21 protein-coding genes and 1 pseudogene are annotated in these 19537 nt (G+C 70.3%); 8 read left to right on the top strand and 14 right to left on the bottom strand.

Annotated elements, in window-relative coordinates:
• Window positions 1-57 precede the first annotated feature (57 nt).
• The 4 genes from BLV72_RS23945 to BLV72_RS23925 all read right to left on the bottom strand — a co-directional run bounded on the left by BLV72_RS23945 (window position 58) and on the right by BLV72_RS23925 (window position 4217).
• The gene (locus BLV72_RS23945) at window positions 58-1422 is read right to left on the bottom strand and encodes a hydrogenase expression protein HypF (protein ID WP_093464741.1); all 1365 of its coding nucleotides are present in this window, start codon (window positions 1420-1422) and stop codon (window positions 58-60) included.
• Window positions 1400-1930 (bottom strand): DUF6114 domain-containing protein, encoded by a 531-nt coding sequence (locus tag BLV72_RS23940; RefSeq protein WP_093464739.1) that lies wholly within the window; start codon window positions 1928-1930, stop codon window positions 1400-1402. The genes BLV72_RS23945 and BLV72_RS23940 overlap by 23 nt, the downstream gene beginning before the upstream one ends.
• A 136-nt stretch (window positions 1931-2066) precedes the next feature.
• A complete protein-coding gene (locus BLV72_RS23935) occupies window positions 2067-2684 on the bottom strand; it encodes a DUF6230 family protein (protein WP_059147638.1) in 618 nt (205 codons plus the stop codon).
• 561 nt (window positions 2685-3245) lie between these two features.
• Entirely contained in the window at window positions 3246-4217 is a 972-nt protein-coding gene (locus BLV72_RS23925) for a tetratricopeptide repeat protein (RefSeq protein ID WP_093464738.1), read from the bottom strand.
• A 138-nt stretch (window positions 4218-4355) separates the two neighbouring features.
• Between BLV72_RS23925 and BLV72_RS23920 the strand changes: the two genes are divergently transcribed.
• Window positions 4356-5030, top strand: coding sequence for a TetR/AcrR family transcriptional regulator (locus BLV72_RS23920; protein WP_093464736.1), 675 nt, complete (start codon window positions 4356-4358; stop codon window positions 5028-5030).
• Here the strand turns inward: BLV72_RS23920 and icmA are convergent.
• The 4 genes from icmA to BLV72_RS23900 all read right to left on the bottom strand — a co-directional run bounded on the left by icmA (window position 5006) and on the right by BLV72_RS23900 (window position 9188).
• Entirely contained in the window at window positions 5006-6742 is a 1737-nt protein-coding gene (gene icmA / locus BLV72_RS23915) for a coenzyme B12-dependent isobutyryl-CoA mutase large subunit (RefSeq protein ID WP_093464735.1), read from the bottom strand. The genes BLV72_RS23920 and icmA overlap by 25 nt on opposite strands.
• A 150-nt stretch (window positions 6743-6892) precedes the next feature.
• Complete coding sequence (locus BLV72_RS23910) at window positions 6893-7225, bottom strand: DUF3817 domain-containing protein (protein ID WP_079059741.1); 333 nt, start codon at window positions 7223-7225, stop codon at window positions 6893-6895.
• A gap of 54 nt (window positions 7226-7279) precedes the next feature.
• The gene (locus tag BLV72_RS23905; protein WP_093464733.1) at window positions 7280-7789 is read right to left on the bottom strand and encodes a MarR family winged helix-turn-helix transcriptional regulator; all 510 of its coding nucleotides are present in this window, start codon (window positions 7787-7789) and stop codon (window positions 7280-7282) included.
• A 43-nt stretch (window positions 7790-7832) separates the two neighbouring features.
• Window positions 7833-9188 (bottom strand): MFS transporter, encoded by a 1356-nt coding sequence (locus BLV72_RS23900; RefSeq protein ID WP_093464732.1) that lies wholly within the window; start codon window positions 9186-9188, stop codon window positions 7833-7835.
• Between the two features lie 81 nt (window positions 9189-9269).
• On the opposite strand from BLV72_RS23900, the gene BLV72_RS23895 reads away from it, so the two are divergent.
• Complete coding sequence (locus tag BLV72_RS23895; RefSeq protein WP_093464731.1) at window positions 9270-10259, top strand: ArsR/SmtB family transcription factor; 990 nt, start codon at window positions 9270-9272, stop codon at window positions 10257-10259.
• A gap of 37 nt (window positions 10260-10296) precedes the next feature.
• On the opposite strand, the gene BLV72_RS23890 is transcribed toward BLV72_RS23895, so the two are convergent.
• Together BLV72_RS23890 and BLV72_RS23885 are read right to left on the bottom strand one after the other, a co-directional pair.
• Window positions 10297-10590 (bottom strand): MTH1187 family thiamine-binding protein, encoded by a 294-nt coding sequence (locus BLV72_RS23890; RefSeq protein ID WP_093464729.1) that lies wholly within the window; start codon window positions 10588-10590, stop codon window positions 10297-10299.
• Window positions 10587-10931 (bottom strand): DUF3817 domain-containing protein, encoded by a 345-nt coding sequence (locus tag BLV72_RS23885; RefSeq protein WP_093464728.1) that lies wholly within the window; start codon window positions 10929-10931, stop codon window positions 10587-10589. Before BLV72_RS23885 ends, BLV72_RS23890 begins: the two co-directional genes overlap by 4 nt.
• 170 nt (window positions 10932-11101) lie before the next feature.
• Between BLV72_RS23885 and BLV72_RS23880 the strand changes: the two genes are divergently transcribed.
• From BLV72_RS23880 to BLV72_RS23865, 4 genes are all read left to right on the top strand, one after another.
• On the top strand, window positions 11102-11740 hold the full coding sequence (locus BLV72_RS23880) for an AIM24 family protein (protein WP_093464727.1): 639 nt from the start codon (window positions 11102-11104) through the stop codon (window positions 11738-11740).
• Entirely contained in the window at window positions 11740-12390 is a 651-nt protein-coding gene (locus tag BLV72_RS23875; RefSeq protein ID WP_093464726.1) for an AIM24 family protein, read from the top strand. Before BLV72_RS23880 ends, BLV72_RS23875 begins: the two co-directional genes overlap by 1 nt.
• Complete coding sequence (locus tag BLV72_RS23870) at window positions 12387-13067, top strand: AIM24 family protein (RefSeq protein ID WP_059147647.1); 681 nt, start codon at window positions 12387-12389, stop codon at window positions 13065-13067. Before BLV72_RS23875 ends, BLV72_RS23870 begins: the two co-directional genes overlap by 4 nt.
• 94 nt (window positions 13068-13161) lie before the next feature.
• Complete coding sequence (locus tag BLV72_RS23865; RefSeq protein ID WP_093464724.1) at window positions 13162-13638, top strand: MarR family winged helix-turn-helix transcriptional regulator; 477 nt, start codon at window positions 13162-13164, stop codon at window positions 13636-13638.
• On the opposite strand, the gene BLV72_RS23860 is transcribed toward BLV72_RS23865, so the two are convergent.
• Both BLV72_RS23860 and BLV72_RS23855 read right to left on the bottom strand, forming a co-directional pair.
• Window positions 13635-15017, bottom strand: coding sequence for a sensor histidine kinase (locus BLV72_RS23860; protein ID WP_093464723.1), 1383 nt, complete (start codon window positions 15015-15017; stop codon window positions 13635-13637). The genes BLV72_RS23865 and BLV72_RS23860 overlap by 4 nt on opposite strands.
• Window positions 15010-15666 carry a response regulator transcription factor gene (locus BLV72_RS23855; protein WP_078643697.1) on the bottom strand — a complete coding sequence of 219 codons (657 nt, stop codon included), beginning with the start codon at window positions 15664-15666 and terminating at the stop codon, window positions 15010-15012. The genes BLV72_RS23860 and BLV72_RS23855 overlap by 8 nt, the downstream gene beginning before the upstream one ends.
• A 114-nt stretch (window positions 15667-15780) precedes the next feature.
• On the opposite strand from BLV72_RS23855, the gene BLV72_RS23850 reads away from it, so the two are divergent.
• Window positions 15781-16359 (top strand): PepSY domain-containing protein, encoded by a 579-nt coding sequence (locus BLV72_RS23850; protein ID WP_093464721.1) that lies wholly within the window; start codon window positions 15781-15783, stop codon window positions 16357-16359.
• 279 nt (window positions 16360-16638) lie between these two features.
• Here BLV72_RS23850 and meaB read toward each other — a convergent pair.
• Both meaB and BLV72_RS23840 read right to left on the bottom strand, forming a co-directional pair.
• Window positions 16639-17597, bottom strand: a pseudogene (gene meaB / locus BLV72_RS23845) (methylmalonyl Co-A mutase-associated GTPase MeaB).
• An 88-nt stretch (window positions 17598-17685) separates the two neighbouring features.
• Window positions 17686-18864, bottom strand: a complete 1179-nt coding sequence (locus BLV72_RS23840; protein ID WP_093464720.1) for an acetyl-CoA C-acetyltransferase — start codon at window positions 18862-18864, stop codon at window positions 17686-17688.
• A 157-nt stretch (window positions 18865-19021) separates the two neighbouring features.
• Between BLV72_RS23840 and mce the strand changes: the two genes are divergently transcribed.
• Window positions 19022-19474: a methylmalonyl-CoA epimerase gene (mce, locus tag BLV72_RS23835; protein WP_059147653.1), complete on the top strand. Its 453-nt coding sequence runs from the start codon at window positions 19022-19024 to the stop codon at window positions 19472-19474.
• The last annotated feature ends 63 nt before the right edge of the window (window positions 19475-19537 follow it).

Below are 19537 nucleotides of genomic sequence, written 5' to 3'. Positions count from 1 at the left end.
GTTTCCCTCCCGGAGGAGGGGCGTGCGGCTCCCGAACGGGCCGGTGATCTCGCCGGGTCACTCCCCGGTCTTGAACAGATGCATGCCCGGTACGGTCAGGTCGCCACCGAACTGGCCGGCCTGCGTGACCGTGACATCGGTGAAGAACACCTCGGGGATGTTGACCGGCGGCGGGCTCTTGGGGCTGAAGGTGATCGGGATGAGTCCCAGCAGGTTCCCCTTCAGCTCCTCGGTGTACATGGTCACCGTGCCGTTGCGGATGGTCGAGGTGGACCCTTCGCGCGCCTGCACATGGGTCGTGGTCCCGGCCGGGCCCACCACCAGCTGGTGCAGATCCTTGATGTCCACACCCGAGGCGGTGAACTTCAGGACCTTCTTGACCTGGCCGCCCTGCGTCTTGACCTCCACGATGCCCTTGTAGTCCAGGCCGTGCAGGCTCAGCAGGGTGCTCCTGAGGGTCCAGGGGTCCTCGGGCAGCAGGCTCGAGGTCGGCTCGGTCTCGGCGTTCTCGTACGCGTCGGCGTCGAACTCGGGGCAGGGGAACGCCTCCTTGCCGTTCGCGTCCTTCGAGGCGGACGAGGAGGGCTTCGGAAGGGCCTTGTCCGCCGTGTCCTTGGCGTCCTCGACGGTCTTCCCCACCCCGTCCACGGTGTCCTTGACGCCCTTGCCCACCTTGTCCACCGTGTCCTTGACCGGATCGGTGAGCTTGTCGGAGCCCTTGGACTTCGACGGGGAGGGCGACGGCGACGAGCTGGGCTCCTCGCTCGACGAAGGGCTCGGCGAGGCGCTCGGCTCGGCCGACTCCTTGGCCTTCTCCTCGGGCGTCAGGATGTCGTGGAGCGCGTCCCCGAGACCCAGCGGGTCCAGGGGGTTCTTGGACTTCGACGGGCTCGGCGAGGCCGACGGCTCCTCGTCCCCGGCACCGGACGACGGCGCGGAGGAGGAACGGGACGGAGACGGCGTGGAGGTGGCCTTGTCGTCGTCCGAGCCCGCCTTGCCGTCCGAGGAGTCCTCAGAGCTCTTGGAGCCGTCCTGGGAGCCCTTCTCGGGCGAACCCTTCGCGTCCGCGCCCTTGTCGTCCTTGGAGTCCTTGTCAGCCTTGTCGTCGCTTTGCGAGTCCGAGGCGTCCTTGCCGCCCTTGGAGTCGTCCTTGTCCGCCTCGTCCGGCTGGGACACACACGGCCCGGCCTTGTACCGGTCCTCGGGCCGCGGGTTGGCCGAGGCGAGCTGCGGAGTGAGCCCCATGCCCATCAGCACGGCCGTCGGCATCGCGGCCAGCGCTATGGCCTTGCCGGCGGGCACCTGAAGGCGGGTGAGTACCGACTTCTTCGGTGCCGCGTGCCGCGGGCCCGTTCTGACCCGGCGCGGGCTCACTCCCTCCGGCTGCTCGGGTCGGTCTTCACCCCGCACGGTGCCTCCCATTCCTGGCTTCCTGGTCCGGTGCGGACCCGGCCCCGGCCGGTTCCGGCACGTTGTCACCGTTCCCGTCGTCCTGCGGCGCCGCTCCCGGCCCCTCGGCCGGCTGCGCGGAGGGAGTCTCACCCGGTGCCCAGGAGATGCTCATGCCGCCGCCGAACAGCGCGAGCAGGAATCCCATCAGGAAGCCGCCGAAGTTCGAAACGGGGATCGACACCAGGCCGAGCAGGATCGTGGCGACTCCGGCGAACACCCGCACCATGGGCTGGAACCACATGGTCAGGCCCAGGACCACCAACAGCACCCCGATGATCAGCGAGGCCGATCCGGCGGTGGTGGACATGTTGATGGTGAATCCGCCCGCGTTGACGTCGTTGTACGGGAAGTACATGATCGGCAGACCCGCGAGCAGGCTCAACAGCCCGGCCCAGAACGGGCGCTGCCAGCGCCACGCCCTGAAGGACTCCCGCCAACGGCTGATACGGTCACTCGCCCCCGGCGACTCGGCACTCATCGAAAACAGCTCCCTGGGGCTGGCGATCGGTGTGATCGCGGTTGTTCTACAGCAGTACTAGCGTGGCGCATACGCGCTGCTGGTCGATGCCCGGGTGAGGGGCAGCGCCGCGGCCCCTCACCCTCAGCTCAACGGATCAGAAGCACTCGTTCTTGCCCTTGCTGACCTTCATCGAAAGGCCGGAGAGCTTGAACGTGCCCGCACTGGTCGCCCAGGCGGTCTGCTTCACACCGACCAGCGTCGCCGAATCCGACTGCTGGCCGAACGAACCGGGATCGGCCGCATCGCCCTTGTTGATGCCAGGGCCCTTGTGCGCGTCACCCGCCGCCACACCGATGTCGATCCCGCGGAACGTGGCGTCCGCGTTGAGCTGATCGAGATCGATGAAGAGGTTCTTGGCCTCGACCTGCTTGCTGCCGTTGCCTGCCGTCAGCTTCAGCGACACATCGCCGAAGACGGGAACCGGGATCACGACGGACTGGCACAGGCCCTTGAGCTTCGCGCTCTTGAACGCCGACACCGCGACGGGGATCTTCTTGCCCCCGTGCTGGGTGTCCAGCGCGCCGTACTGCGCGAACCCGGTGCCGTCGAGCCGGTCGACCGAGACCTTGAACTGCTGACCGGACACGTTGAACGAGGCCGCGAGCGCACCCTGGGACAGGGCGACGCCGATCGCGGCCGTGGCAGCAACGCTCGGCACCATGACAACGGCGAACCGCTTCCATCTGGTGCCGCCACGAGCCACGGACTCCATGACTTTCCTCCTTCTCGGACGTACATCTCCGGCCGGGGCGAACCCCGGACCTGGGATGGGAGAAGTGCTACGTCCTCGGGAAGGAGAGCGCCCACGTCTCACAGGCGCACACCGCACCCGCAACACCGGCGATCACCCCCGAGCGACAACCACTGGCCACGCAATCTCGCGCAACCTCCTGGACAGGCCCTGCCTTTTGGGCAGAGACCCCCCTGTCCACGGCCGACGCCACTGCCGTCGGCCTGCCCGGTGGGGACCCAACCACACCGACGCGCCGACCGGATGCCGAGCTACGGGGGGATGGACCGAGCTTGGCCGATCGTGGTCCATTCCCGGCCCGGGCACAAGGGGTTCGTTACTAGCGAGTAACGGACGGATAACCGAACTGCGGCAGGACGGTCGAGATCGGGCACGCAGGGTTGCCGGACTGTGACCGGAAAGAGAGGGAGATTTACTCCAAGACCGGACAAAGCCCGAGCCCGCATTTACTGGCAGTAACAGCGACCGCGTTTACCAAGTTTTGGTAAAGAGCGGCCGCTGTGTTGTTTGAGGAGCCCGAGGTCAGAACAGCACGCGCGCCAACGCGCCGCGCGCCGCCACCACTCGGGGGTCCTCACCGCCGATCACCTCGAACAGACTCAGGAGATGAACGCGGGCCGCGTCCCGATCGTCCCCGGCGGTGCGACGCACCGTGTCCACCAACCGCCCGAAGGCGTCTTCCACATGACCGCCCACCAAGTCCAGGTCGGCCGCCGTGATCTGGGCCTTGGCATCCGCGGGGTTCTCCGCGGCCGCCTTGCGCGCCTGCGTGGCGTCCACTCCCTGAACGCGCTCCAGCAACTGGGCCTGGGCCAGGCCCAGCTTCGCCTCGTCGTTGGCCGGGTCGTCGGCGAGCACGCTCTGGTACGCCCGCACCGCACCGCCCAGGTCCCCGGCGTCCAGCGCCTGATGGGCCGCGCCGAGCGCGGTCTCCTGCGGCGACTCGGGGACCTCCGGGGCGGCCTCCTCCGCACCCTCGTCCTGGGCGCCGGGTTCAACAGGTGTACCCACGATGCCGAACTGCTGCTCCGCCGCCTGGATGAGCTGGTCCAGCACCTGGCGGATCTGCGCCTCGGGCGCGGCACCCTGGAAGAGCGGCACCGGCTGGCCCGCGATCACCGCGAAGACCGCGGGGATGCCCTGGACGCCGAACTGCTGGAAGAGCATCTGGTTGGCGTCGACGTCGATCTTGGCGAGGACGAACTGCCCGGCGTACTCCGTCGCCAGCCGCTCCAGGATGGGACCGAGCTGCTTGCACGGCTCGCACCACTCGGCCCAGAAGTCGATGACGACCGGCACTTCGGTGGAGCGCTGCAGGACGTCCTGCTGAAAACCCGCTTCGTCGACATTGAAGATCAGACGGGCGGGCGCCGCGGCGCCCCCGGAGCGGGCCGCCTGGGCCCGCGCCTTCTCCGCCTTCTGCTTCGCTTCTCCGGCCGCCTTCACCGCGGCGAGGTCGACCACTCCACTCATGGACATGTTCCGTGGCTGCATGGTCCTATCCTCCCCTCTTCCCCCGGTGAAGGGAAAAGCGCATCGGCCGATGGCCCGGCCGTGGCACACCCTTACGCTACGAGCCGTAGCGTAACTCACCCGGGACGGTGTGCGGTACTGGCGGGTAGGGTGCCGCGCATGAGCCCGTCCGCACGCCGCACCGGGCGCCCGCGCAGCGCCGAGGCCGACCGAGCCATCCTGGGCGCCACCCGTGCCGCCCTGGTGGAACTGGGCTGGGCGAAGTTGACGCTGGGCGATGTGGCGGCCCGTGCCGGGGTCGCCAAGACGACCCTCTACCGCCGCTGGGCGAGCAAGTGCGAGCTGGTGGTGGACGCCATCGCGGCGGTCTTCGACGAACACCTGGAGGCGACCGACCGCGGCAGTCTGCACGCCGATGTGGAGGCCGTGGTGATCCGGCTGGGGGCGCTGCTGGAGCGCCCCGAGACGGGCACCGCGCTGATGGCCGTCATCGCGGAGGCCATGCACGACGAGACGCTGCGCTGCCGGGTCCGCTCGGCGATCGTGGACCGGCAGAAGCGGCTGGTCATGGTCGGCCGGGAGCGCGCCCGGCTCCGCGGTGAGCTGCCGCGCGAGGAGGACCCGGAGGAGTCGGCACGCCACGCGGACCTGATCTTCGACACGGTCGCCGGGGCGGTGCTCCACCGGCTGATGATCAGCGCGGAGCCGGTGGACCCGCGGTGGGCGCGGGACTTCACCGACCTGCTGCTGTACGGACTGACCGGGGCGGATCCCGGCGGCGCCGCGGCCGGCCCCGCCCCGGACGGGGCTCAGAAGCCGGCCGGCTCCGTATAGATTCCCCACTCCTCGCGGAGGGCGTCGCAGATCTCACCGAGGCTCGCCTCGGCGCGCACCGCCTTCAACATCGGCTCGATCGTGTTGGAGCCCTCGCGGGCGGCGGCGACCAGCGCCTTCAGCCCCTCGGCGAGCTCGGCCTCGTCCCGGCCGGCCTTACGGGCGCCCAGCACCCGCACCTGCTCGCGCTCGACCTCGTGGCTGACCCGCAGGATCTCCAGATCACCGGTGACCGAGCCCTCGTGGCAGTTGACGCCGACGACCTTCTTGTCCCCCTTCTCCAGGGACCGCTGGTAGCGGAAGGCCGATTCGGCGATCTCGCCGGTGAACCAGCCGTCCTCGATGCCCTGGAGGATGCCGGCGGTGATCGGCCACTGGGGCTGCTGCCCGTCCGGCACCGTGCGGCGGCCGCGCTCCTTGATCTGCTCGAAGATCTTCTCGGCGTCGGCCTCGATCCGGTCGGTCAGCGCCTCGATGTACCAGGAACCGCCCAGCGGATCGGCCACATTGAGGACCCCGGTCTCCTCCATCAGCACCTGCTGGGTGCGCAGGGCGATCTCGGCGGCCTGCTCACTGGGCAGCGCCAGGGTCTCGTCCAGGGCGTTGGTGTGCAGCGAGTTGGTGCCGCCGAGGACCGCCGCGAGGGCCTCCACCGCTGTCCGCACCACGTTGTTGTACGGCTGCTGGGCGGTGAGCGAGACCCCGGCGGTCTGGGTGTGGAACCGCAGCCACTGCGCCTTCTCGGTTTTCGCCCCGTAGACATCGCGCATCCAGCGGGCCCAGATCCGGCGGGCGGCTCGGAATTTGGCGATCTCCTCGAAGAAGTCGACATGCGCGTCGAAGAAGAAGGACAGCCCGGGCGCGAAGGTGTCGACGTCCAGCCCGCGGGAGAGGCCGAGCTCCACATAGCCGAAGCCGTCGGCGAGGGTGTACGCCAGCTCCTGCGCGGCCGTCGCCCCGGCCTCGCGGATGTGGTACCCGGAGACCGACAGCGGCTTGTACGCCGGGATGCCCTCGGAGCAGTACTCCATCAGGTCGCCGATCAGCTTCAGATGCGGCTCGGGCGGGAAGAGCCACTCCTTCTGCGCGATGTACTCCTTGAAGATGTCCGTCTGGAGGGTGCCGTTGAGCCGCGAGATGTCCACGCCCTGGCGCTCGGCGGCGACCAGGTACATACAGAAGACGGGGACGGCGGGACCGCTGATGGTCATCGAGGTGGTGACGTCGCCGAGCGGGATGTCCTTGAAGAGGATCTCCATATCGGCGGCGGAGTCGATGGCGACACCGCAGTGGCCGACCTCGCCGAGCGCGTGCGGATCGTCGGAGTCGCGGCCCATCAGGGTCGGCATGTCGAAGGCGACCGACAGCCCGCCGCCGCCCGCCTCGAGGATCATCTTGTAGCGCTCATTGGTCTGCTCGGCATTGCCGAACCCGGCGAACTGGCGGATGGTCCAGGCCCGGCCCCGGTAGCCGGTGGCGTAGAGGCCACGGGTGTACGGGAACTCGCCGGGCCAGCCGATCCGCTCGAACCCCTCCACGGTGTCGCCCGGGGCGGGTCCGTAGACCGGCTCGACGGGGTCCCCGGACAGCGTGGTGCGCGTCCAATCCCTTGGGGGCTTCGCCCCCGAACCCCCGGCCGCGTCGCGCTTGTGTGCCGCGTCGTACCGGGCCTGCCACCGTCGGCGGCCCGCCTCAATGCCTTCGGCGTCCATGCTTCAAAAGTACTAGGACGTCCTAGTAATTGTCGACGCCAACGCGCCACAGTGGGCCGATCGGGGGTACTCCACTCCCCGGCCGCGCGCCTCATCCGACCCCGGACGGGACGCGCGGAAGGGACGCGCGGAAGGGCTGCAAACCGCCGGTCAGACCTGCGCGGGCGCGGGCTCGGCGCCGCTGACCAGCGGCTCCACCTCGCGGGTGACCTTACGCTCGACGAAGAACGCGGCCGTCGGGATGGTGCCCGCGACCAGGACCCACAGCAGCTTGCCGAACGGCCATTTGGCCTTGGAGCCGAGGTCGAAGGCGAAGACCAGGTAGATGATGTAGAGCACGCCGTGGATCTGGGAGACCACGAGCGTGAGGTCCTCGCCCGTGTCGAAGCCGTACTTGAACACCATGCAGGTGCAGAGCACGAGCAGCATCACTGCGGTGACGTAAGCCATGACCCGGTAGCGGGTCAGCACGCTGCGTTTCATGCCCTGAGCGTAACCGCCCGTTCCGGGGCGATCTTCGCCGCCCCCGGGTCTTGGTCAGCCGTCCTCGAAGTCCTCCGCGGCGACCCTCAGCGGGCGCAGCATCTCGAAGATCTTGCCGCAGTCCTCGGCGTCGTAGACCCCGAGCCCGAATTCCATCGCCATCAGATCGCGGGTGGCCGATTCGACCACCTCACGGCCCCGGTCGGTGATCGAGGCCAGGGTGCCGCGGCCGTCGTTGGGGTTCGGCCGCTTGTCGACCAGACCCGATGTGACCAGGCGGTCCACCGTATTGGTGACCGAGGTCGGGTGGACCATCAGCCGCTCGCCGATCTTGGACATCGGCAGCTCGCCGGACTTGGAGAAGGTGAGCAGCACCAGCGCCTCATAGCGGGCGAAGGTCAGTCCGTACGGTCTGACGACCGCGTCGACCTGGCTGAGCAGAATCTGGTGGGCCCGCATGATCGAAGTGATCGCGCCCATGGAGGGCACGGACCCCCACCGCTGCTTCCAGAGCTCATCGGCACGGGCGATGGGGTCGAACGACAGGCTGAGCGGCTTCGGCACACCACCGACCCTACCGGCCGGTCATATCGTGGTCAGCCCCATCTCACACTTCGGGCCGGGCGGGCCCGGGGACGGTGCGCCGCACCTCCAGCGCCACCAGCAGCGAGCACAGCGCCCCGCAGCCACCCGCCGTCGCGGCGACGACATGGACCGGTACGAACTCGGCGACCGCGCCGGAGACCGCCATGCCAAGACCCTGCGCGGTCATCAGCCCGGCCGTCAGCACCGTCATCGCCCGGCCGCGCAGTTCGTCCGGTACGGCCGCGAGAAACCACTGGTCGAGGCCGAGGCTGTAGGCGATACCGCAGCCGGTCAGCATCTGCAGGGCCAGCGCCCAGCCGAACGAGGGACGGACGGCGTACCCCAGGGCGGGCAGCATCGCCAGGACGCCGACCGGCAGCGTCAGCCGGGCCCGGGCCCGCGGCCCCAGCAGCGAGCCCACCAGCGCCTCACTGGCGATCGCGCCGACCGGCATCCCGCACATCAGCAGCCCGAGCCCGACCGAGCCGAGTCCCAGCCCATCGGAGTACGGCGTCAGCAGGACTTCGGGCATCACCACGAACATCGGCGGCACCCACGACAGCAGCATCAGCGCCCGGATCCTGCGGTCCGCGAACAGCCGCCGCATCCCGCTCAGCGAGTCCCCGAACAGGGGGCACCTCCCAGCGGTAGCTGGGGGAGCCCCGCCGCCGACCACCTGCCGGGCGGGGCGGCGGCGGGTGCCGAAGCGGAGCACCAGCGCCGAGCCGACGAGCGCCACCGCCGTGAGCGCCAGCGCGGCCCGCGGCGAGACGGCGGCCAGCAGCAGCCCGCCGACCCCGAACCCGGCGAGCTGCGCGGTCTGGTTGGTGATCCGGATGACCGAGCGGCCCAGGACGAAGGCGTCGCCCTCGCCGAGGATGTCGCCGAGCGTCGCCGACCGGGTCCCGCTGAACACCGGCGAGATCGCGGCGGGCACACAGCGCAGCGCCAGCAGCGCGGCCACCGGCATCCCCGGCACCACCATGGCGGCCACGCATCCGGCGTGCACCAGATCGCAGACCACCAGCACCCGGCGGGCCGGGAAGCGGTCGGCGACGGAGGACAGCAGGGCGCCGCCGATCACATACGGCAGCATCGAGGTGGCGAACGTCAGGGCGCTGAGCAGCGGCGATCCGGTGAGCCGGAAGACCAGCACGGAGAGCGCGAGCTGGCCGACCACCTCGCCGAGCATGGAGACCAGATGCGCGGCGAAGACGGCCCGGAACTCCCGGACCGCGAACACCGCCCCATAGCCAACGCTCCCCGGACCCCGCGGCGGCCCCTGGTCGTCACCGGGCGCGAGCTCGGGTCGGGAGGCGTGCGCGTCGGGGCGCGACTCGGCAGGGCCCGTCGTACCGGGCCCGGGGGGCGTTGACATGCCGGAAGCGTGCCCGTATGGGCGGGGCGGGCTCTAGTGTTTCGGCCAGAGCCGAATCTTCGCGATCGGGGGGGCGGGACCATGCCACTGCATATGCATTTCGGCGCCGCCGATCTGCTGCGCTGCCGGTTCGCGATCTCGCCCCTGTGCCAGACGCACGAGGCGGTGCGCACGCTGCGCCGGACCGAGCGGCACGGCTACCATCTGCCCTGGCTGCGGCGGGTGCGCAAGGCGGTGACCGGGCTCGATCTGTCGGAGCTGTGGCTGCTGATGCCCGGGCGGGGCGGCTACACCCCGGACTTCCTGGGCCCGCCGCCGGAGGTGCCGTACGCGCCGTTCGAGGACGAGCTGGCGCGGATGCGGGCCACGGACCCCGCCGCCGCCCACCGGGAGCTGGTCCTGTCGCTGGCGTGCACCCCGGGGGCCGCCGAGTCCCCGCGGGGCCGGGCGATGCTGGCCGATCCGGCGCGGGCCGTGCAGCGGCTGGCCGATGTGACCGAACGGGCCTGGCGGGCCCTGGTCGCCCCGGACTGGCCCCGGCTGCGGGCCCTGCTGGAGGCCGATATCGGCTATCGCTCCCGGCAGTTGGCCGACGGCGGCCTGGAGCGGCTGTTCGCCGATCTGCGCCCCGCGCTGCGGTGGAGCGACGGCACGCTCACCATCCGTACCTCCGCGCTCCCCGCCCGGACGCAGGACCTCGACGGCCGCGGGGTGCTGCTGATGCCCAGCGTCTTCGTCTGGCCGGATGTGGTGAGCGGCTTCGCCCCGCCGTGGCAGCCCACGGTGATCTATCCGGCGCGCGGGGTCGGCGGGCTGTGGCGGGAGCCGGACGCGGAGGGCAGGGACGCGCTCGTACGCCTCCTGGGCGCGGGCCGCGCGGCGGTCCTCGCCGCTCTGGAGGAACCCGCCTCCACCTCGGCCCTGGCCGCCCGCCTCGGCCTCGCGCCCTCGTCGGTCTCGGCGCATCTCGCGGTGCTGCGCGCCGCCGGACTGCTCAGCTCACGGCGCCAGGGCCATCAGGTGCTGTACGAACGCACGCCGCTGGGCATGGCCCTGGTGGGCGGGGGCTGAGCGGCCCCGAGGCGGTCAGTCGGTCTCGGTCAGTGAGTCAGTCGGACAGATGGCGCTCGACCGTCTCGACCTTGGAGGTCAGACCGTCCGTGACGCCCGGGCGGATATCGGCCTTGAGGACCACCGAAACCCGGGGCGCCCGCGCCTCCACCACGGCGACGGCGCGCTTGACGACGTCCATGACCTCGTCCCACTCGCCCTCGACCGAGGTGAACATCGCGTCCGTACGGTTCGGCAGCCCCGACTCACGGACCACCCGCACCGCGTCGGCGACGTACTCCCCCACATCCTCACCGACGCCCAGCGGCGTCACCGAAAAGGCGACGATCATGCGTTGACCACGCCCTCCTTACGGGCGCGGGCCGCGATCACACCGGCCTCGGTCTCCCGCTTGAGCTTGCGCTCGGCGAAGAAGCCGCCGGTGGGCAGGACGGAGAGGACGAAGTACAGGGCCGCGGTCTGCCACTTCCACTTGGCGCGGTTCCAGGCGTCCGCCCAGAAGACCACGTAGAGGATGAAGAGCACGCCGTGCACCATGCCCATCACCGGCACCGCGTTGAAGTCCGAGGTGCGCTTGAGCACCGAGCAGATGAGCAGCAGCAGGAACGACACGGCCTCGGGCGCGGAGACCAGGCGGAGCCGGCGCAGCGCGGTGGCGGTCTTGAAGTCCACGAGAGCACCTTCGTGTGAAGAGGGGTACGGCAGAACACAGACCGGCTTGTGAATCTATGCACAAGCCTGCGCCCATTGTCGCAGCTTCGCGGGCGATCATGGCCCGGGGGGCACCCCATGCCCCCGGCGCTCCCTGTCCGCCGACGTCAGAGCCCGCTACCGTCGGCTCCGTGGCTCAGTTTCGGCTCCAGGGAAGCAGGGTGCTCGCGGTCGACCTGACCGGCGACTCCGTGAAGGCCAAGAACGGCGCGATGGTCGCCTACGAGGGGGATATGACCTTCAAGAAGAAGACCGGCGGCGGGGAGGGGCTGCGCGGGATGGTGACCCGGCGGCTCACCGGAGAGCAGATGGCGGTCATGGAGGTGAAGGGGCACGGCACCTGCTACTTCGCCGACCGGGCGAGCGAGATCAACCTGGTGTCGCTGCACGGCGAGAAGCTCTATGTGGAGTCCAGCAATCTGCTGTGCACGGACTCCGCGCTGCGCACCGGCGCCTCCTTCACCGGGCTGCGCGGCTCCGCCCAGGGCAACGGCCTGTTCACCACGACCGTCGAGGGCACCGGCCAGGCCGCGCTCGTCTCGGCCGGCACGGCGATCGTGCTGCGCGTCACCCCGCAGACCCCGCTGCAGGTGGACCCGGGCGCGTACCTCGCCCACACCGGCGGTCTCAAGCAGCACTTCCAGACGGGGGTGAACTTCCGGGCGCTGATAGGCGAGAGCGGCGGGGAGTCCTTCCAGATCCGCTTCGAGGGCGACGGACTGGTCTACGTCCAGCCCAGCGAACGCAACACGATCGGGGGTGAGCTCTGATGCCGTTCACCTTGCTCACCTCCCGCATGGTCGAGGCCCAGGTGCTCCCCGGGCAGACCCTGTTCAGCCAGCGCGGCGCGATGCTCGCGTACCGCGGGGACGTACGGTTCACCCCCAGCATCACCGGCGGGCAGCGCGGGGTGCGGGGGATGATCGGGCGGCGGATCGCCGACGAGGACACCCCGCTGATGACCGTCGAGGGCCAGGGCACGGTGATGTTCGGGCACGGCGGCCATCACGTCCAGGTGATCGACCTGGCCGGCGACACCCTCTACGTGGAGTCGGACCGGCTGCTGGCCTTCGACGGCTCGCTGCGCCAGGGCACGATGTTCATGGGCTCCCAGGGCGGCGTGATGGGCATGGTGCGCGGCCAGGTCACCGGACAGGGGCTGTTCACCACCACCCTGGAGGGGCACGGCTCCGCGGCGGTCATGGCGCACGGCGGGGTCCTGGAGCTACCGATCGGCCCGGGACGTCCGGTGCATGTCGATCCGCAAGCCTATGTCGCCCACCGGGGTGATGTTCGCAATAAGCTCTCGACGGCGATCGGCTGGCGCGAAATGGTGGGCCGCGGCTCGGGGGAGGCGTTCCAACTGGAGCTGTCCGGCACCGGCATGGTCTATGTCCAGGCATCGGAGGAGAAGCTGTGAACGGCCCCGTCATCCACGACGCCTGGACGCTGCCCGTCGACGACAACATCAATCCGTACGCCTTCAGCGTGGACCTGAACGGCCAGTGGTTCCTGCAGAAGGGGAAGATGGTCGCCTACTACGGGCAGATCGACTTCCATGGCGTCGGTCTCGGCCACCTCGACCACCTCATCGCGTACAGCTTCCACTCCCCACTGCACGCGGCGGACTGGGTGGTGGCCGAGGGTCAGGGAAAGATGGTGCTCGCCGACCGCGCCTTCGACGTCAACTCCTATGACCTGGACGACGGCAACCTCTCCATCCGGTCCGGCAATCTGCTGGCCTTCCAGCCGTCGCTGTCCCTGAAGCAGTCCATCGTCCCGGGCTTTCTCACCCTCATCGGCACCGGGAAGTTCGTGGCCGCGTCCAATGGGCCCGTGGTCTTCATGGAGCCGCCGATCCGGGTGGATCCGCAGGCCCTGGTGGGCTGGGCGGACTGCCCGACACCGTGCCACCACTACGACCACCAGTATCTGCGCGGGTTCCTCGGGGCCGTCAGATCGCGCACGGGGATCGGGGGCGCCTCGGGCGAGGAGCACCAGTTCGAGTTCGTGGGCGCGGGGACCGTACTGCTGCAGTCCACGGAGCAGGTCGTCGCCGAGATATCGGTCGGCGAGACAGGGGGTACCGGTTCGTGAGCGCGAACATGCGGAGTGTAACGTCGAACAGGTGACCTCTAGCCCGATACATCCATTGGTTCGGAATTCAACTTCTATAGGTAGAATACATCCCATGGAGACCGAGAACGGCACGCGCTGGCTCAGCGATGAGGAACAGCGCGCGTGGCGCACCCACCTGGATGTCAGCCGGCTGCTGACCTACCAGCTCGAAAAAGACCTGCAGCCGTTCGGCCTGACCATGAACGACTACGAGATCCTGGTCAACCTCTCGGAGTCGGAGGACCGCCGGATGCGGATGAGCGATCTCGCCTCCGCGACCCTGCAGTCCAAGAGCCGGCTGTCCCACCAGATCACCCGGATGGAGAACGCCGGCCTGGTCCGCCGCGAGAACTGCGAGTCCGACCGACGGGGGCTGTACGCCGTGCTGACCGAGCACGGCTGGGAAACCATGCGCAAGGTCGCACCCCACCATGTGGCGTCCGTGCGCAGCCACTTCATCGATCTGCTCGCGCCGGAGGACCTCAAGGCGCTGTACGGATCGCTGGTGCCCGTCGCCGAGCATCTGCGCGCCCAGCGGGGCCGGGTCTAGGTAGGAACCCGCAGCTCGAACAGGGCACCGCCCTCGGGTGCCGCCCGGACGGCCAGGGTGCCGCCGTGGCGCACCGCCACGTCCCGCGCGATGGCGAGGCCGAGCCCGGCCCCGCCATCGTCGCGGCTGCGGGCGTCGTCGAGCCGTACGAACCGCTCGAAGATCCGCTCCCGCTCGCCCTCGGGCACCCCCTGGCCGTCGTCCGCGACCTCCAGCACGGCCCACCGGCCCTCCTCGCGCACCGCCACCCGCACCCCGCCCCGGGCGTGCCGCTGCGCGTTGTCGACCAGATTGCCCAGCACCCGGGCCAACTGCCCGCGTGACCCCGGCACCGCCACCGGCGCCACCTCCATACGCACCGGCACCCGGTCCCCCGGCCGCTGGGCCAGCTCCTCGCGCACCAGCGCGTCCAGCGCCACCGGCGCATGGGCGGGCCGCTCCCCCGCGTCCAGCCGGGCCAGCAGCAGCAGATCGGCCGCCAGCCGCTGCAGCCGCACCACGTCCTCCACCGCGCCGTCCAGATCCAGCAGCTCCGGATGGGCGGCGCCCACCTCAAGCTGGGTGCGGAGCGAGGCCACCGGGGAGCGCAGCTCATGGGAGGCGTCCGCCACGAAGGCCCGCTGCCGCTCGACCGACGCCTGAAGCGCCGTGAGCGTCTCGTTGGTGGTCCGGGCCAGCCGCGCCACCTCGTCGTACGACCCCGGCACGGGGACCCGCCGGGACAGATCCGTACTCGCGGTGATGGCGGCCATCTCCCGCCGGATGCCCTCCACGGGCCGCAGCGCCCGCCGGGTCACCAGCCAGGTCACCCCGGCCACGACCACCAGCAGCAGCGGCAGCCCGATCAGCATCGCCTCCCGCACGGTGCCCACCGCGCCCTGCTCGGTGGCCAGCGGCGCGCCCGCGTAGACCGTGACGTCCTCACCACGGGCGTCGGTGACCTCCAGGGCAGCCCAGCGGTACTCCGCGGTCTCGCCGTCGATCCGGGCCGTACCGGCGCTGTACTCCGGCGTCGAGGAGACCTCCCCCGCGCCGTCGTCGTCATGGTCCTCCCCGGCCGCCGCGACCGGCCGCACCGAGGAACTGCCGGTGCCCGTCACGGCCTGGAGATCGTCACTGACCGCGCGCACCCGGTGGTCCTCGTCCACGATCTGCACCGGGGTGTCGTCCCCCAGGTCCAGCTCCCGGTACGCCACCCCACCGGCGACCTTCGAGGCGACCGCCCGGGCAGTAGCCCCCGCATCCACCTCGGCCCGGTCCGCCAGATTGCTCCGCAACACCCCGAGCACCGCGAGCCCCGCGGCCACCAGCGCCACCGCGACCACCACGGTCGCCCCCAGCGCCGCCCGCGCCCGTACGGAACCGAAGACCTTACCCACGGAGCCGATACCCCGCTCCCCGCACGGTCTCGATCAACCCGGCGCCCAGCTTCCGGCGCAGGGCGCTGATGTACACCTCGACGATATTGGGGTCGCCGTCGTACGCGAAGTCCCAGACGTGCTCCAGGATCTCGGCCTTGGAGACCACGTCCCCGGGCCGCAACGCCAACTGCTCCAGCACGGAGAACTCCTTCGCGGTCAGCGCGATCTCACCCCCACCCCGCTCCACCCGGCGCGCACCCCGGTCCACCGACAGCTCCCCGACCCGCACCACCGGCGACGCCCCGGCCCCACGCCGCCGCAGCAGCGCCCGCACCCGGGCCACCAGCACCACATACGAGAACGGCTTGGTCAGATAGTCGTCGGCGCCGGTATCGAGCCCCTCGGCCTCGTCGTACTCGCCGTCCTTGGCGGTGAGCATCAGGATCGGCACATCGCTCCCGGCCGCCCGGAGCGCCCCGCACACGTGGTAGCCGTTCATCCCCGGCAGCATGATGTCGAGAACGATCAGGTCGTAGTCGCCCTCCCGCGCACGGTGCAGCCCCTCGCGCCCGTCGTGGACGACATCCACGGCGAACCCCTCGGCCTGCAACCCCTTGGCCAGCGACAGGGCCAGCCGCCGCTCGTCCTCCACGATCAGCAAACGCATACCGACCAGCCTCCCAAAGCGAACCTGAAGATCTCTTCAGGTGGCTTCAGCTCAGCTTCAGCATCACTCCCCGATGGTGGTTGACGTCCGAACACGACCCGGGGAGGAACCCTCATGAAGCGCAACATCGTCATCGCATCGGTCACCGCGGCCGCCCTGCTCACGGGCGGCACGGCGGTCGCCGTGGCGGGCACCGGGGCGAACGGCGCGCAGACGTCGTCCACCGAGGCGACGACCCACGCCACCGACGCGTCCGGGGCCACCCACGCGTCCTTCTCCGACGCCGCACGAGCCGCCCTGAAGGCGGTCCCGGGCACGCTGGACTCCCTCGACCGGGACCACGGCGCCCGGACCACCTGGGACGCGGAGATCCTCGGCAAGGACGGCAAGTGGCACGAGGTCACGCTGGACGCGTCGACCGGCAAGGTCCTGAACCAGCACATCGACAGGGACACCGACGCCGAGGACGCCGCCGAGGCCAAGGCCCTGCGGAACGCCGACGTCTCGGCCACCGAGGCGGCCCGGAAGGCCGCGTCCAGGGGCACGGTGACCTCCGTGGAGTTCGACGGCGACCGCACCCAGGTGTGGGAGGTCGAGACCGTCAAGAACCACAAGGAGCGTGACCTGAACGTGAACGCCCAGTCGGGCAAGGTCACCCAGGCCCCGTCCGACGACGACGGCGACGACGACTAGGGGCAGCCGCCGACGAGACGGGAGGGGTGGGGAGCACCGAGTGCGGGCATATGCGGCTCCGCCGCGTGGGGGCTCCGCCCCCTCACCCCCGCCGGGGCTCCGCCCCGGACCCCGCTCCTCAAACGCCGGAGGGGCTGAATTCACGCCCCCCGGGCGGACAGGCGCCCGGTGCCACCGGCGGCTAGCCGCGAGACGGTGGGAGGGGGCGGGGTCGCAGGGGTGGTGTCCTGGACGCTTACGTGTATCTGTGGCGCCAGCCCCCGGGGCAACCCGGCTCCGTCACCCCTGCTCCGTCACCCCCGCCACCAGCTCATCCGCCGCCGTATACGGATCCAGCTCACCGGCCACGACCCGCTCCGCCAGCGCCCCAACCGCCGATCCCCGTGCAGATCGCCGATCCGCTCCCGCAGCGCCGTCACCGCGATCGTCTCGACCTCGCCCGCAGCCCGCCGCATCCGGCGCTCCGCGAGCACACCATGCTCCTCCATCCACGCACGGTGCTTCTCCAGCGCCTCGACGACCTCGTCGATCCCCTCGCCCCGCGCCGCCACGGTCTTCACGATCGGCGGCCGCCAGTCCCCCGGCGCCCGCCCCTCGCCCAGGCCCAGCATGTGGTTGAGCTCGCGAGCCGTGGCATCGGCCCCTTCCCGGTCGGCCTTGTTGACCACGTACACATCGCCGATCTCCAGGATCCCGGCCTTGGCCGCCTGGATCCCGTCCCCCATCCCCGGCGCGAGCAGCAACACACTGGTATCGGCCTGGGCGGCGATCTCGACCTCGGACTGACCGACGCCCACCGTCTCCACCAGCACCACATCGCACCCGGCCGCGTCCAGCACCCGGATGGCCTGCGGGGCCGCCCAGGCGAGCCCGCCGAGGTGACCGCGCGTGGCCATGGAGCGGATGTAGACGCCGAGGTCGGAGGCATGCTCCGACATCCGTACGCGGTCGCCGAGGAGCGCCCCGCCGGAGAACGGCGAGGAGGGGTCGACGGCGAGGACGCCCACCCGCTTGCCGATCCGCCGGTAGGCGGAGACGAGCGCGGAGGTCGAGGTGGACTTGCCGACGCCCGGCGAGCCGGTCACCCCGACCACATACGCGCCCCCGGCCAGCGGAGCGAGCGCGGCCATCACCTCGCGCAGTTGCGGCGAGGCGCCCTCGACCAGCGAGATGAGCCGGGCGACCGCACGCGGCCGCCCCTGCCGCGCCTGCTCCACCAGCGTGGGCACATCAGCCATGGGTGCCGTATCTCCTTATCGCTGCATCACAACGGAAACCGTGGCCCTGCGAGGGCAAACCGCCGGCAGGCGATCTGCCTACAACCGCCTACTCCCCCGTCGGCACCCGCAGGATCAACGCGTCTCCCTGCCCACCCCCACCACACAACGCCGCCGCCCCGGTCCCGCCCCCACGCCGCCGCAGCTCCAGCGCGAGATGCAGCGCGATCCGCGCACCGGACATCCCGATGGGGTGGCCGAGGGCAATCGCGCCCCCATTCACATTCACCCTTTCGGGGGAAACACCTAGATCCTTCATGGACTGCACGGCGACCGCGGCGAACGCCTCGTTGATCTCGATGAGGTCGAGATCGTCGACCGTCAGCCCCTCCTTGCCCAGGGCGTGCGCGATCGCGTTGGACGGCTGCGACTGGAGGGAGTTGTCGGGTCCCGCCACATTCCCGTGGGCGCCGATCTCGGCGATCCACTCCAGCCCCAGCTCCTCGGCCTTGGCCTTGCTCATCACGACGACCGCGGCGGCCCCGTCCGAGATCTGCGACGACGTGCCCGCCGTGATCGTCCCGTCCTTGGCGAACGCGGGCCGCAGCCGGCCCAGCAGCTCGGCGGTGGTCTCGCCGCGGATGCCCTCGTCCTTGTCGAAGACCACCGGCTCGCCCTTGCGCTGCGGGATCTGCACGGGGGTGATCTCGGCGTCGAAGAGGCCGTTCTTCTGCGCGGCCGCGGCCCGCTGGTGGGACTGGGCGGCGAACTCGTCCTGCTCGGGGCGCTGAATGCCCAGCCGGGTGTTGTGCTTCTCGGTGGACTCGCCCATGGCGATGGACTCGAAGGCGTCGGTCAGTCCGTCGTGCGCCATCGCGTCGAGCATCTCGATCGCGCCGTACTTGTAGCCCTCACGGGACTTGGGGAGCAGATGGGGGGCGTTGGTCATGGACTCCTGCCCGCCCGCGACCACGATGTCGAACTCGCCCGCGCGAATGAGCTGGTCGGCCAGGGCGATCGCGTCCAGCCCGGAGAGGCAGACCTTGTTGATCGTGAGGGCGGGCACGCTCATCGGGATGCCGGCCTTGACCGCCGCCTGCCGGGCCGGAATCTGCCCGGCGCCCGCCTGGAGCACCTGCCCCATGATCACGTACTGCACCTGCTCCGCGCCGACCCCGGCCCGCTCCAGCGCGGCCTTGATCGCGATTCCGCCCAGGTCCGCGCCTTCGAGCGAGCGCAGGCCGCCGAGCAGCCGTCCCATGGGCGTCCGGGCGCCCGCCACCATCACAGAGGTCGTACGAGTCATTGGTGCGTCCCCTTCACGAGGAGAAGGAAGTTAACGAGGGTTATCGTCAATGTACTGACGAGTACCCGCGCGGTCACCGGCCCATCGGTGTGATCGCGCGCACGTTGCGTAACCGGCTGTGCGGCGGTGCACTGTTCCCATGCTGACGAGAATCGACCACATCGGGATCGCCTGCTTCGACCTCGACAAGACTGTTGAGTTCTACCGTGCCACGTACGGCTTCGAGGTGTTCCACTCCGAGATCAACGAGGAGCAGGGCGTCCGCGAGGCCATGCTCAAGATCAATGAGACCTCCGACGGCGGGGCCTCGTACCTGCAGCTCCTCGAGCCGATCCGGGAGGACTCCGCGGTCGGCAAGTGGATGGCCAAGAACGGTGAGGGCGTCCACCACATCGCCTTCGGCACCGCCGATGTCGACACCGACTCCGAGGCCATCCGCGACAAGGGCGTCCGGGTCCTCTACGAACAGCCCCGCCGTGGCTCGATGGACTCCCGGATCACCTTCCTCCACCCCAAGGACTGTCACGGTGTGCTGACCGAGCTCGTCACCGCCGCGGACCCCGCCGCCCACAAGGGCGAAGAGGATCACTGAAGCGGACCACTGACCTACCCCTTCCCCGGCCGGTAGAGTGCAGCATCGGCCGGGGTACGGAAT

The sequence above is a fragment of the Streptomyces melanosporofaciens genome (assembly GCF_900105695.1).
In the GTDB taxonomy this organism is placed as follows: domain Bacteria; phylum Actinomycetota; class Actinomycetes; order Streptomycetales; family Streptomycetaceae; genus Streptomyces; species Streptomyces antimycoticus.
Note: the sequence above shows the minus strand (reverse complement) of the source record. Positions and strands in the feature narration are given on the sequence as shown.

Excerpts from the sequence above, each read along its gene's own strand:
- BLV72_RS23945 (WP_093464741.1), bottom strand. The coding sequence starts at position 1,422 with ATGGGAGGCACCGTGCGGGGTGAAGACCGACCCGAGCAGCCGGAGGGA.
- BLV72_RS23940 (WP_093464739.1), bottom strand. The coding sequence starts at position 1,930 with ATGAGTGCCGAGTCGCCGGGGGCGAGTGACCGTATCAGCCGTTGGCGG.
- BLV72_RS23935 (WP_059147638.1), bottom strand. The coding sequence starts at position 2,684 with ATGGAGTCCGTGGCTCGTGGCGGCACCAGATGGAAGCGGTTCGCCGTT.
- BLV72_RS23925 (WP_093464738.1), bottom strand. The coding sequence starts at position 4,217 with ATGCAGCCACGGAACATGTCCATGAGTGGAGTGGTCGACCTCGCCGCG.
- BLV72_RS23920 (WP_093464736.1), top strand. The coding sequence starts at position 4,356 with ATGAGCCCGTCCGCACGCCGCACCGGGCGCCCGCGCAGCGCCGAGGCC.
- icmA (WP_093464735.1), bottom strand. The coding sequence starts at position 6,742 with ATGGACGCCGAAGGCATTGAGGCGGGCCGCCGACGGTGGCAGGCCCGG.
- BLV72_RS23910 (WP_079059741.1), bottom strand. The coding sequence starts at position 7,225 with ATGAAACGCAGCGTGCTGACCCGCTACCGGGTCATGGCTTACGTCACC.
- BLV72_RS23900 (WP_093464732.1), bottom strand. The coding sequence starts at position 9,188 with ATGTCAACGCCCCCCGGGCCCGGTACGACGGGCCCTGCCGAGTCGCGC.
- BLV72_RS23895 (WP_093464731.1), top strand. The coding sequence starts at position 9,270 with ATGCCACTGCATATGCATTTCGGCGCCGCCGATCTGCTGCGCTGCCGG.
- BLV72_RS23890 (WP_093464729.1), bottom strand. The coding sequence starts at position 10,590 with ATGATCGTCGCCTTTTCGGTGACGCCGCTGGGCGTCGGTGAGGATGTG.
- BLV72_RS23875 (WP_093464726.1), top strand. The coding sequence starts at position 11,740 with ATGCCGTTCACCTTGCTCACCTCCCGCATGGTCGAGGCCCAGGTGCTC.
- BLV72_RS23865 (WP_093464724.1), top strand. The coding sequence starts at position 13,162 with ATGGAGACCGAGAACGGCACGCGCTGGCTCAGCGATGAGGAACAGCGC.
- BLV72_RS23855 (WP_078643697.1), bottom strand. The coding sequence starts at position 15,666 with ATGCGTTTGCTGATCGTGGAGGACGAGCGGCGGCTGGCCCTGTCGCTG.
- BLV72_RS23850 (WP_093464721.1), top strand. The coding sequence starts at position 15,781 with ATGAAGCGCAACATCGTCATCGCATCGGTCACCGCGGCCGCCCTGCTC.
- mce (WP_059147653.1), top strand. The coding sequence starts at position 19,022 with ATGCTGACGAGAATCGACCACATCGGGATCGCCTGCTTCGACCTCGAC.